Consider the following 13,570-nt stretch of genomic DNA (forward strand, 5'->3'; position numbering starts at 1 on the left):
CTGAGTCCGAGTACCTGCAATACGGTAACGGATCAGGTCACTGTCACAGCGGTTAATAATAATCCAATAACGACGCCATTGTCCATTTCTACTCCTGAAAATACTCCGTTGAACGGGAATGTGATTACAAATGTTACAGATCCGGATGGTGATCCTATAAGCGTAACGGGTATTATAGTAGATGGTGTTAATTATCCGGCAGGAACAACAGTCACAATTCCCGGAGTTGGTACAATGGTAATGAATTCTAGTGGTAATTATACCTTTACTCCTGTAACTAATTATAATGGAAATGTTCCTCCGCTTACGTATAAAGTCAGCGATGGCAAAGGAGGAACTGCAACCGGAATCATTAGCATAACAGTCGAGTTTGTAAATGATCTTCCTGTTGCTAAAGGTGATGTCGTGAGTGTTGTGGAGTGTGCATCAGTTTCGGGTTCGGTAGCTGGAAATGATACCCCTAGCAGAGACGGAGGTAATGCATGGAGCGTAAAAGGAAATCCGTCACACGGAACGGTTACCATGAACGCAGACGGAACATATATTTATATTCCAACCCCTAATTATCACGGAGCAGATACGTTTACTTATGCCATTACGGATGCAAACGGTGATCAGTCAATTGCGACGGTGGCGATCACAGTTATGCCATTGTCTGAGAAGGTTATGGTTATAAAACAATCCACTCAGCCTCAACAAATGAGTGACGGATCGTTTATCTGGAAGTACACCATTGCTCTGGCTAACCTTCAAAATGTCAGGGTGGACAATCTACAGGTGGAAGATGACCTTACGAAGGTCTTTACTCATGGGGAAACTTTCAAGGTGATGAGCATTATAGCATCAGGTAATCTCCGGGCAAGTGGTTTTTATGATGGCATAAGTCATTTGAATACGTTGTCGGATATCAGCTATTTGGCTCCTATGTCTAAAGATTCAATAACAATTGAGTTGAAAGTAGTTTCTAATGGTTATGTTGGCAACGTTTATAATCAGGCATTATTCTCCGGATTCTCGAGCCGTACGGGTCAAATCAGGGATGCCTTTTCGGACGATCCTTCGAATAAAGAATCAAGCATTAATGGTCCACGTGCGACCATCACGGACGTACCTGACGTGGCAATTTATATTCCGGAAGGTTTCTCTCCGAACAACGACAAGTCTAACGATACTTTCGAAATTATCCATTCGGACAATACCATTCTCGGAATAGAGGTATTCAACAGGTGGGGTAACAGAGTTTACCGCAGCGAAGAGTACCATAATGATTGGGATGGTAAGGGAGTAGATAACCTTTTGGGTAGAGATCTGCCGGAAGGTACTTACTACTATATTGTCACCAGTACCAACAAGAAAACTTCGGAGGTTAAGAAAATCACAGGATCACTAACGCTACGTCGTTAATTTCATAATTCAGAAGGATTTCGAAAAGAAATCCTTCTGAATACTAAATTTAAGCAACTAATAAAAACTAATAAACATGTCATCGGCTAAAAAGGTAATTTATCAGTTATCAGTTCTTTTAGGCAGGAAGACGCTTTTCCTTGTTTTGAGCGCATTTACACTAACGGGTGTCCTTCATGCACAGCAGGAGCCTATGTATTCTCAGTATATGTTCAATATGATGAATATCAATCCGGCATATGCAGGTAACCGTGCCTCGGACAATATTACGGTTCTTTACCGCAACCAGTGGGTCGGATTTGACGGAGCACCACGGACAGGAACCGTTTCGTGGGACAGACGCAATGAGGACAGCAATGTAGGTTATGGAATTCAGTTATATGATGACCGCCTGGGTATAGAAAGAACTACAGGAGTACAAGCTTTTTATTCTTATCATGTACCCTTCGAGGAATCTTTCCTTGCTTTTGGATTGAGCGGAGGAGTCCTTAATTATCAAGCCAACTATAGTCAGGTTAGTACCATCAAGGGAGGCGACCCTGTTTTTCAGGATGACGTGAACGGATGGCTTCCTACGGCGGGCTTTGGTATTTTGTACGCTTCGGAATATTGGTACATGGGGCTGTCGGTTCCGGCACTGCTTCATACCAAGATCCACGCTATTAATTATCTTAATCAGAATAATATTGGTGCAAACAATCACTATTTTCTCACTGCGGGCTATACATTTGAGGCCAATGAAAATGTGAAGTTGAAACCTTCGGTATTGCTCAAGGCGGTTAAGGGTGCTCCCTTGCAGTGTGATTTCAGTATGAATGCCTGGTTTCAGAATGTACTGGGGGTAGGGGTGAGTTACCGAACGGGCGATGCTCTGGTGGGTTCCATCGAGTTCCAGCTGTTGCCGGAACTGCGACTGGGGTATGCTTACGACTACACGCTGTCTGATTTGAAAAATTACAACCGTGGAACTCACGAGATCATGCTACGGATTGAACTCAGGAGCAGTCACAATGGGCTAATACTCTCCCCTCGATACTATTAAGCCAGAGTATCGCTATATAATGTTCACAAGAAATATTACCAAACAGTTAAGATGCAACATATCATAGAAAAAAGTAATAAAGCTGTATTAATTCTCTGTTTTTTATTGGGAGTGTCCTATATGAACGGTCAAACTCCGGGACAACTTCAAAAAGCAGATTTGGCCTACCGGGAACTGAAGTTCTCAATGGCCGCTGAATACTATGAAGCATATCTGAGACAGGGAACTACAGCAGGTCCAGAAATACTACAGCGCCTTGCTGACAGCTATTGGCAGATGCGCAACTATCCGGAAGCCCTGCGGGTGTATACCCGGCTTTATCCAAATGGGAAAGGAAATTCCACGTCTCAGGAACAGTTCCGTATTGGAGAGCTCTATGCTCGTCAAGGAGATTATGAAAAGGCAACCAAATGGTTGTCGGGCTTGCCGGGTTACACGAATAAAGTCAGAGCTTACCGTGAAGAAGAGTTGTCAGTCATGAAAGGGGATTCAATGTTGTGGAATGTCAGTTACCTCACAATGAACAGCGCCTACCGAGAATTCTGTCCTTACCTGTACGATCAAACTTTATTGTTTAGCAGTAACCGGCCGATGGTAACAAAAGAGAAAGCCTTCGGTTGGGACGGAGACTTTTATTCCCGCCTGTGGCAGGTTCCGGTATCTCAGTTAAAGGCTCAGGGAACAGCACCCTCTCCAGAACAGGTTGCTAAGGCAAAACAACTAAAAGAATCGCAATCACAGGATAAGCGTCTGGCCGGGGTATTTTCCGGCAGCGACGTCGATGCATCGCCCAGAACAAGGAGTGCCTACCTGAAAGCGGAATACGTAAAAGCGGATGATGCATTTTCGGGAACATTGATTTCGGGTCTTGATAAACTGAACTACAATTCGGGAGGTATTTCCATTGATGGAAAGGGGACTGTTTATTTTTCGGCCAATTATAACAAACCAGATAAGCGCGGGGTGAACCGTATCCGATTGATGGAAGGGTACTATAAAGGCAATGAGATAACCAATGTGAAGGCATTACCCTTTGGAGATCCGCAGAGCTATTCGGTGATGCACCCGGCGATTAACAAAGAAGGCACGATCCTGGTTTTCAGTAGCGACAAAAAAGGCGGTCCCGGCAAATATGACCTTTATTTCAGCAAGAGATCGGACAGAAATCAATATTGGGTGGAACCTTTTGTTGTTCCGGGACAAGTGAATACTCCCGGCAACGAGGTATTTCCTTATATTTCCGGTGATGGCTATCTCTATTATAGCAGTGATGGCAAAGAAGGTTTGGGAGGCCTTGACATTTACCGTATTAAGCTGGAAGATGCTATTGCAGGGGTTGGAACACCTGAACATCTGCCGTACCCGGTCAACAGCACGAGCGACGATTTCGGATGGACGCAAAGCAACGATGGGAAAGTGGGATATTTCACATCTGATCGTGTAAGCAGCGAAGATAATATTTATTCGGCCCGATACGATGAAGACGCAGCGCGTTTAGCTATGTTGGCAAAACAACCACGCAGCATAGAAGGATTTGTTCTTGATCGACAGACAATGGATTCTCTCAAAAACGCGACAGTATTCTTGTTGAACAAATGCGACAACAAGGTATATGTGGCAAAAACCGACGAAAAGGGTAAATATTCATATCCGGTCAATAAAACATGCGAAGTGGTTATACTTGGTACGGATAAGGGTTACAGTAAAGACTGCTTGTCCATGAATGTTGTGCTTGATAAAACAGCTAAGGAGCTGGCTCAGAAGGTACCGCATGATTTGCTGCTAGACAGGTTTCCTCAGGACTTCAAGTGGAAGCTGAGCGATATACATTATGACTTTGACAAGTGGAATATCCGTGCAGATGCCCGTCCGATACTTGATAGTTTGGTTGCTATCCTGAAGACTTACCCAATCAAGGTGGAACTGGGTTCACATACCGACAGCAGGGGAACATTTGCATATAATGATGCCTTGTCGCAACGCCGAGCTGAATCTGCCGTTGCCTATATCGTATCAAAAGGAATTGATCCTTCGCGAATTACAGCCAAAGGTTACGGAGAACATCAGTTGCTGAACAAATGTGCCGACGGAGTGCCTTGTAGTGAGGCAGAGCACCAGGCCAATCGCCGTACCGAAGTTAAGGTGCTGCAAGGTCAGCCTGCTGATATGCCCACCGATTTTGATCCTTCGGAATATAGAAATGGTACTGTGATAGATACAAATAAACTGCCGGCAGACTTTTTTGGAAAGTGTGAATAAAATTTTGTTCTATAACAAGTCAACAGGGTCGTTTCGTAAGAGGCGACCCTGTTTGTTTTGTTATCTCGTCTGTTTGTCATAGCTTTGCAAAAAAGTTCACAATGAAAAAGATCGTTTTTTTATCTCTCATATTGGTTGTTTTCTTATCCTCGTGCAAGAAAGATGATACCGTTCGCGCCAAAGAATATTTGCAAAAAGCTCAAACAGCTTTTTTATCAGGAAATTATAATGTAGCTAAACTCAATCTCGACAGCGTGCATTTGCTTTTCCCCCGTCTGATACCGATGCGTCAGGCTGCCGATACACTTATGTATAAGGTGCAATTGGCAGAATCTAAACGCAACCTTATTTTTGCGGATAAGATGTTACCATTGAAAAAGCATCTGGACGATTCTCTGTTGAGATCGTTTCGTTACGAGAAGAATGCCAAATACGAAGATGTGGGTCGATATATCTACAAAACGCAATCGGGCATGAACCGAATCGGGCTCAAAGCATATGTGACCGAACTGGGAGAGATGACCATCGTGAGCTCGTATACCGGAGCACCGCTGGGATTCACGAAGACAAAAGTGTCGGTGAATGATCTGTTTGCAGAAACGATTGTTGGTAGTGGCGATAGCCGTACTGCATTCTCTAATCAGGGACAATCGTGGGAGAATGTGAGTTATACTGATCCGGAGATCAACGGGGTGGATAATTTTATAGCGCACAACCTGTCGTCAAAAATTGTGGTGACGCTCGAAGGAGGTAAGCGCACCTATAGTTATGCGTTGTCGCAGGGAGACAAGCTGGCAATTACCCAATCCTACTATTTAGCCGAAATGTTGAGAAACGTGGTACGTTTGCAAAAGGACATTGAAAAAGCCAAAAACAAAATAACAATCGTTTGCCCCCATTTACGGCTAAATCCGAAGGATCAGTTGCCTGAAAAATTCAGGTAGAATTTTTATTGCTGAGCTTTATAAGCCAACAAAGTATTTTTGAGCAGTTCTACGCGGGTCATCGGACCGACACCACCGGGAACCGGAGTGATGTAAGAACATTTGGGCGATACTTCGTCGAATCGCACGTCACCGGTCAGCTTGAAGCCGCTTTTGGTCAGTGTAGAAGGCACACGGGTTGTCCCCACGTCGATTACAACGGCACCCTCTTTCACCATATCTTCTTTTACGAAACCGGGAGAGCCGATGGCCGCAATCAGAATATCGGCCTGAAGGCAGATTTCCTTAATGTTTTGCGAACGGCTGTGGCATACGGTAACCGTAGCATCGCCGGGATAGGCTTTTTGCATCATCAGACCGGCAATGGGCTTGCCCACAATGTTGCTACGTCCTATTACCACGCAATGTTTCCCTTTGGTTTCGATTTTGTAGCGTTCCAACAGTTCGATGATACCTGCCGGAGTAGCCGAAACCAGCGAAGGCAAACCAATCAGCATACGTCCCACGTTGATGGGGTGAAATCCGTCAGCATCTTTTGCCGGGTTAATTGCTTCAATGATTTTTTGTTCTGCAATGTGTTTTGGCAATGGCAACTGCACGATAAACCCGGTTACCGAGTTGTCGTTGTTGAGTTCTTCTACTTTTGCCAACAATTCAGCTTCCGTTACATCATCTTCATAACGAATCAGTGTCGATTCAAAGCCAACCTGCTGGCAGTCTTTGATTTTGTGGGCAACATAGCTTTCGCTGCCGCCATCGTGACCTACCAGAATTGCTACCAAATGGGGAACTTTTTTCCCCGCCGCCTTTAAGGCTTCCACTTCCTGAGCAATCTCCTGTTTGATCTGCTCAGAGATAAGTTTTCCGTCAATTAATTGCATAAAATATAGATGGTTTTAGAGTTTTTCGGGTTTGTTATAAACGAACACAAGGTCGCAGGAAATTGAATTCTTAACGACCTTGTATTGTATGTAAACATCATATTAATAGATTAATACTGTTCTTTTTCGTTCGGGAAATCGCCCGATTTCACATCTTTCACATACTGCTGCACGGCGCCGTTCATGATCGAGTGCAGGTCGGCATAACGTCGCAGGAAGCGGGGCGAAAAGCCGTTGGTCATGCCCAGCATGTCGTGTATGACGAGCACCTGTCCGTCGACTCCGTTTCCGGCTCCGATGCCGATAACCGGTATTTTTAATTCCGAAGCAACCTGAGCAGCCAGTGTAGCCGGAATTTTTTCCAGTACAACAGCAGAACATCCGGCTTCTTCCAGCAGATGAGCATCCGACAGTAGTCGTTTTGCTTCTTCTTCTTCGCGGGCACGAACTGTGTATGTCCCGAATTTATTGATCGACTGAGGAGTAAGTCCCAAGTGACCAATAATAGGAATTCCGGCAGAAAGAATACGTTTTACCGAATCGAGAATTTCTTCTCCGCCTTCAAGCTTAAGGCAGTCGGCACCTGTTTCTTTCATAATGCGAATGGCCGAAGCAAGAGCTAGTTTGGAGTTTCCCTGATAGGTTCCGAACGGCATATCTACTACTACCAAAGAACGTTTTACGGCCCGCATTACCGAACGTCCATGGTAGATCATTTCGTCCAGGGTCATCGGTAACGTGGTTACATTTCCGGCAATGACATTTGAAGCAGAGTCTCCAACCAGAATAACATCAAGGCCGGCCTGATCTACGATAGACGCCATCGTATAGTCATATGCAGTAAGCATCGATATTTTTTCTCCCCGTTGTTTCATTTCAAACAAACGGCGGGTGGTCACTTTCCGGGTATCCTCGGATTGATATGTTGACATAAAATATAAGTGTGTGATTTGTGTGCAAAGGTACAACATTTCGGTGAGAATGGTAATTTTTCGGAGTCTATGTCAGGGATTGCGCTTTTAGAAGTGCAGACAAAGACAGGGTCTTAATTTTTCAATGCTGCTAAGTCAGATTAGGAACGGCCTTGTCCGGTGAGCCAAAAAACAAGTGAGCGAAGCGGGCATAGCCTTGAATTTTTTGCTTCCTTTTGGCTTCAAGGCAAAAAGGAAGTCGGGGTCACAGGGGCGAATCGAAGATCAGCGAAGCTAAAGCCCCTTATCAGAATCTTAAATACGTAATTTCTGGAGTGCATGTCAGTCTGCTTGTGTTGCGCTAAAACCAAAAACCGGTACCCGTTCACTTGCGCGATCGGATACCGGAATGGCAAACACACAAAAATATTTATTAATACAAAACGTTATTTAGCTGACTGTCTGAAAATCTCCTCCAGTTTTTGCTCCAGAGCTTCTCCTCTCAGGTTGCGGGCAATAATTTTACCCGTCGGGTCGATCAATACGTTAGACGGAATGCTTCGGATGGCATAGAGTCCGGCTGCCTCGCTGTCCCAGAACTTCAGATCGGACACATGCTTCCAGGTCAGGCCATCTTTGGCAATTGCCTCTTTCCAAGCTGTTTTGTCTTTGTCGAGTGAGATGGAGAAAATATCAAATCCGTTCACTTTGAATTTATTATACACCTTTACCAGATTCGGATTCTCCCGGCGGCACGGTCCGCACCATGAAGCCCAAAAATCGAGAAGCAGATATCGGCCGAAAGATTGCGACAACCGTATGGTTTGATTATCGGGAGTTGTTCCGGCAAAATCTACCGCAGGTTGACCGATCTCCACCCGTTTCTTGATAGCGACAATCCGTTCCAGTTCTTTGATGTAATAAATATCTTTCAACGATGGATCGAACTGCGCCAGATTATCTTCAAGTTCTTTTACCGACAGATCGTTGGAAAATTCACGGTACAGAATGTACGCGGCAACCACCGATTTAGGTTCGGCACGCACAAGCGAATCGATACTGAAGTTATCGTGTTTTGACTGCAATTTGACATACAGATCGTTAGCTTCAGAACCCGAAATACGAGCCGTTCTTCGGTTAGCCACATCAATGGTTACGTCGATCGGTTTGTTCTCAATGAAAATGTAATAGGGACTGAAATTTTCGTTCCGGTCTGTGGTCAGGCCGTATAAGTCGGTACGCGGCACACTCCCTTTAAAGTGAAACTGTCCGTTTACAATTCGGGCGGAGTCAATGGTAAAGAACATTTTGTTCCGGAATTTCTTCAGGTAAACCTTCCCCCCCGAAGCATTGATTTTTCCGTTGATAGTAAACGACGGTGCCGGTTCGAACGAACTGAGGCCGGCAATAGCCAAAAATAGTACGAGTAATTTTAATTGCTTCATAATCAGAATTATTTTACGTCAAACCATAATTTTGTAGTCAACAGGTCTTTGCCCTGAGCGCTGATGGCCGCCTGATAACTAACTCCGTTCAACGATTGCTCGGTGCCGGGATAGAAAAAGCGCGACGGAATCTGTCCATCGAGAACGGTGGCCGGACCGGCCGTCAACACGGGATAATCGAGGCGGCGCCACTCGGCAAAAGCATCCAGCCCTTGTCCGAAAAAGGCAATCCATTTCTGAATTCCGATCGATTTGGCAAAGTTGCTGGCATCGTATTTTACGCTTGCCTGGTTCAAATAGTTGGAAATTACCGTTGCATCTGTTATCCCAAACTGGTTGAACGATGCGGTGATGGCGCTTTTGTACAGTTGTTCGGCATCGCCCGGAATATAGCCACGGGCAACAGCTTCGGCGCGTGCAAACAACACTTCGGAATAGCTGAATATAACCGCCGGCGATTGGGGCGCCAGAAAGTAAGTTCCTGGTTTCGACGTTTTGGCAAAGCCCTGACTGTTGGCATCGCTGTTGGACAAACCATTGGCACCGCCTACGTATTTTCCGACACTGGCATCCGACGGTAGTTGCGCATAAACTGGCAGGCGGGGATCCGACAGCTCATACAGTTTGTCGACCATCGTTTTCGAGATGCGGTAGTCGTCACGGGTATCGAACCAGGCCGAAGCCGGATTTTGCTGCGGCGAACTTGCATAGACAAACTGGAACGTGTCGCTATTACCGGCAAGCAATCCGGCAGCATCGCTCGTCGCCGCAATTGCAGCTAGCTTGGCCAAATCAGGTTCTCTGTCGGAAATCCGGAGGGCAATGCGAAGTCGCAACGAATTGACTAATTTCTTCCACTTGCTGATGTTGCCACTATAAACCACATCCCCGCTGACACTACCATTTGCTGTGGCTAATAACGACTGAGCCTGTGTCAGGTCAGCCAACAAACCGGTGTAGACTTCCTTCTGAGTATTGTATGCCGGTGTTATTTTCAAACCGGCCTCCTGATAGGGAATGGAACCGTAGGCATCCGTCAGTAACAAAAATACCCATGAACGTAACGTCAGGGCGATGCCTTTGTAGTTTGAACTTACCTGATTATCCTGAAAATTGAGAATGGTGTTCAGGTCGGTAATGAGCGTCGAATATCCTGTATTCCAAAGTGATGTAAAACTCGAGTTGGAAACGTCATAACGGTCGGGTTCGGCATACTGAATTTTTGCCCAGTGTTGTACAAACAATAATGAGGAATTGAAGTTGCTCTCCGAACCCCAGTAGAGGTCGGCTCCCTGTTTCAGGGCGCTTGTCAGCAGATACGCCGGCTGAGGCGTTTCGGTGGCGTTGGGGTTTTTATTAATCTCGTCCAACTGGCTGTTGCAGGCAACGGCAAGCAACGCTATGATTAGTAGGGGAAATATTTTCTTTATCATAAGAATGTTTTTTTAGAATTTTACGTTGAGATTGAGGCTATAGTTACGGGTTGTGGGCAATGCCAAACTTTCGAGTCCCTGACCGTTCCCGGTGTTGAGTGCCGTTTCGGGGTCGATATTCGGTACTGCTTTGTAAATAAAGAAGAGATTTCGTCCCGTGAGCGTAAGGCTTGCATCCTGCAATCCGATTTTTTTAATCAACCGCTTGCCAACATTGTAGGTTAGTTTTACCTCTCTGAGTTTCACAAACGTGGAACTATAGATATATGCCTCGCTGATATTGTACGAAGCTTTGTAATATTCCTGTGCGCTGATAACCGTAGTGTTGGGAGTTCCGTCAGCCAAAACACCTTTAAAAATCACGCCGTCATCGTAAATTGTTTCCCCGTTTGGAGCCGAAGTTCCGATGAGTAATTTCTTGCCGTTTGCTGAAAGATTACCCGGATAATAGTAGCTAAGGCCTCCATGGGCGGCATCACGACCAGGAAGTGTTTGTTTCAAAACACCCGTATAGTTTCCTGTTCTGTTGCTTCCCGAATAGAGTTTGCCTCCCACATTGGCATCGATAAGGAACGACAATTGCAGGTTCTTGTATGTCAAGGTGTTGGTGATTCCACCCAGCCAATCGGGAGTGTAGTGACCCAGCACCCGGTTTTGCGGATCGGCTTTGGGCAGTCCGTTAGCTCCTACAATAATATTTCCGTTGGCATCGCGCAAGTAAGCCGTGCCGTAGAGCGTTCCGTAAGCCTGACCCACCGAAGCCAGCACATCGACTCCGTTTGACGAGCCGATGGTATAATTCTGAATCTGACCGGCATAATCGAGAATTTTCACTTTGCTGCTGTTGCTCGAATAGTTCACTCCCACGTTCCATTTGAAATGACGGCTTTGTAACGGCGTACCTTCCACCTGCAATTCGATACCGTGGTTATTGATCTTCCCGGCATTAATCAATTGAGAAGTGTAACCGCTTGATGCCGTTGTCTTTATTTCAAGTATCTGATCAAAGCTGTTGGTGTTATAGTAGGCGAAATCAAGATGCAACCGGTTTTGCCAGAAGCTCGATTCCAGACCGAATTCCACCGAACGGGTAGTCTCGGGTTTCAGATCGGCATTCAACTTTCTCTGTGACGAGGTCTGGATCGGATTCCCGTTGAAAGCAGTTTGAAAATTGTAGACCGTAGCCAACTGATACGGATCGGCATCGTTTCCTACTTCCGACCATCCACCGCGCAATTTCAGAAAATCGAGCGTCTTGCTTTTTATTTTGAGTGCATCCGAAAGCACTAAACTTCCGTTGACAGAAGGATAGAAATAAGACCGGTTGTTGCTCGGCAATGTCGACGACCAGTCGTTACGACCCGTGATATTCAGATAAGCAAAATTCTTGTACGCCAGCTGGGCCGAGGCATATCCGCTGTATGCCCGCTGACGCGAGAAATAGTTGGATGATGCAAGCGCATCACGTGAATTGGTCAGCGTATACAAATCAGGCACTGCCAAACGGGGAGCCTTTTGGTAATTGTTGGCATAACTACGATTGCGCAGATTGAATCCGGCAAGCGCGTCTACGCTAAAATCCTTGTTCAATTTCTTGGTGTACTGCAATATCGCTTCGGTGTTGTTCTCGCTGACCGTGTAGGCATCTTCGGCATACGATCCGTACGGGGTGCCGCTGGTGCCGTACTTGATAATGTATTTACGGCGATCGTTGTAATAGTCGGTGCCGGTACGGAATCTGAAATTCAGGCCGTCTGCGATCTTCGCTTCGAGGTGAATGTCGCCGATGAGCCGGTTTTTATCCTGACTGGTAGTGTTGTAATAAGCATTCCAATAAGGATTGTTGTAGTAACTGTTGTTCCAGTTATTGTTCCAGTTGTTTTTCAGTTCATTGATATCGACCTGACGACCGAACCACAAAAACTGAAGCATAACACCGGCAGCACGGCCACCCGAAGGGCCTCCGGGCAAAGCAGGCGCATTGGTAACAATATAATCGGCTGTTGCTCCTATCTTGATATCTTTAGTCAATTGATAATTGGAGTTGATGCTGAAATTGGTTTTCTTGATTTCCGAATTGGGTACCGTCCCGTTCTGGCGCTGGTTATTCACTCCGAGGCGGAAATCGTATTTCTTATCCGATCCGGCAATAGAGATTCCGTTGTCGAGTGTCACGCCGGTTTGAAAGAAATCTTTCACATTATCGGGATGCGCCACAAAAGGCACTGCCACACCATTGGAAAAGAACTGAGGAATAAGCCGGCCATCCAGTTTCGGGCCCCAGCTTTCGTCCACACCGTCGTTTACGCCACCTCCTTTTCCGTCAACATAACTGAATTTGCCATTCGAGCCCTGTCCGAAAACATTCTGGTATTCGGGCAAAGTAGCTACATTCGACAGGGTAACGCCAGACGTGAGGGTAATTCCCAACCCTTTCTGACCTTTTCCCGATTTTGTAGTGATGAGAATCACACCATGTGCGGCACGTGATCCGTAAAGAGCAGCTGCATTCGGCCCTTTCAGCACATTGAGCGATTCGATATCCTCGGGATTGAGGTCGGCAATGGCATTACGGAAATCGCGGGTAGCTCCTCCTGAGTTCAACTGGGAGTTGTCCACCGGTACGCCATCTACCACAAAAAGAGGTTGGTTGTTACCGGCAATGGAGGTCTCACCACGAATAACAATGCGCGACGAACCCATATCTCCCTGTGAGTTGGTAATGCGAACCCCGGCCAGTTTTCCGGTAAGGTTATTGAGAAGGTTGGTCTCTTTGGTATTTTCCAGGTCTTTGTTTTGTAACGCCTGGACAGTATACCCCAACGATTTTTTCTCTTTGTTGATACCTAATGCCGTCACCACCACTTCGTCAAGAGTATTGGACTGATCTTTTAACGTGATGGTTACCGCCTCGTTTTCATATACATCTACTTCCTGAGTTTTGTATCCGACAGCTCTTACCTGAAGGGTCACCGGCAGAGCATGTTTGATAGAGAAACGGAAAGAACCATCCGCTTCGGATACCGTTCCGTTTGTTGTTCCAGCAATTGTGATGGTGGCACCAATGACAGGAACTCTCTTTGAATCAATTATCTGCCCGTGCAGAGAGATATTTTGTTGCGCATGAAGCAGAAAGGCCGAACCGGGAAGTAGTGCCAAAAAAGCATAAAACCGGAGGTGCTTTCTGGTGGATTGCACACAGGATCTGAGAATTTGGAATAATTTTGTCATACTCTAACTTTTTTAGATAA

9 protein-coding genes are annotated in these 13,570 nt (G+C 45.8%); 4 read left to right on the forward strand and 5 right to left on the reverse strand.

Going from position 1 to position 13,570, the window contains the following annotated elements; all coding sequences use genetic code 11:
- From F8N35_RS04210 to F8N35_RS04225, 4 genes are all read left to right on the forward strand, one after another.
- Positions 1–1,404 (forward strand): Ig-like domain-containing protein (locus tag F8N35_RS04210; protein WP_293050108.1); only part of this gene is annotated, 1,404 nt, incomplete at its 5' end.
- A gap of 76 nt (positions 1,405–1,480) precedes the next feature.
- Positions 1,481–2,446 carry a type IX secretion system membrane protein PorP/SprF gene (locus tag F8N35_RS04215; RefSeq protein WP_293050109.1) on the forward strand — a complete coding sequence of 322 codons (966 nt, stop codon included), beginning with the start codon at positions 1,481–1,483 and terminating at the stop codon, positions 2,444–2,446.
- 51 nt (positions 2,447–2,497) lie between these two features.
- Complete coding sequence (locus tag F8N35_RS04220) at positions 2,498–4,705, forward strand: OmpA family protein (RefSeq protein ID WP_293050110.1); 2,208 nt, start codon at positions 2,498–2,500, stop codon at positions 4,703–4,705.
- 101 nt (positions 4,706–4,806) lie between these two features.
- Complete coding sequence (locus F8N35_RS04225) at positions 4,807–5,649, forward strand: hypothetical protein (protein WP_293050111.1); 843 nt, start codon at positions 4,807–4,809, stop codon at positions 5,647–5,649.
- Positions 5,650–5,654: 5 nt separating this feature from the next.
- Here F8N35_RS04225 and folD read toward each other — a convergent pair whose 3' ends face one another.
- The 5 genes from folD to F8N35_RS04250 form a co-directional block, all read right to left on the reverse strand.
- Complete coding sequence (gene folD, locus F8N35_RS04230; RefSeq protein ID WP_293050112.1) at positions 5,655–6,530, reverse strand: bifunctional methylenetetrahydrofolate dehydrogenase/methenyltetrahydrofolate cyclohydrolase FolD; 876 nt, start codon at positions 6,528–6,530, stop codon at positions 5,655–5,657.
- Positions 6,531–6,640: 110 nt separating this feature from the next.
- Positions 6,641–7,462 carry a 3-methyl-2-oxobutanoate hydroxymethyltransferase gene (gene panB / locus F8N35_RS04235; RefSeq protein WP_293050113.1) on the reverse strand — a complete coding sequence of 274 codons (822 nt, stop codon included), beginning with the start codon at positions 7,460–7,462 and terminating at the stop codon, positions 6,641–6,643.
- Positions 7,463–7,887: 425 nt separating this feature from the next.
- Positions 7,888–8,886, reverse strand: coding sequence for a TlpA disulfide reductase family protein (locus tag F8N35_RS04240; protein ID WP_293050114.1), 999 nt, complete (start codon positions 8,884–8,886; stop codon positions 7,888–7,890).
- Between the two features lie 8 nt (positions 8,887–8,894).
- Complete coding sequence (locus tag F8N35_RS04245) at positions 8,895–10,319, reverse strand: SusD/RagB family nutrient-binding outer membrane lipoprotein (RefSeq protein WP_293050115.1); 1,425 nt, start codon at positions 10,317–10,319, stop codon at positions 8,895–8,897.
- Between the two features lie 12 nt (positions 10,320–10,331).
- Positions 10,332–13,550 (reverse strand): SusC/RagA family TonB-linked outer membrane protein, encoded by a 3,219-nt coding sequence (locus F8N35_RS04250; protein ID WP_293050116.1) that lies wholly within the window; start codon positions 13,548–13,550, stop codon positions 10,332–10,334.
- Positions 13,551–13,570 lie beyond the last annotated feature (20 nt).

It is taken from the genome of Paludibacter sp., from assembly GCF_009712605.1.
Classification (GTDB): Bacteria; Bacteroidota; Bacteroidia; order Bacteroidales; family Paludibacteraceae; genus Microbacter.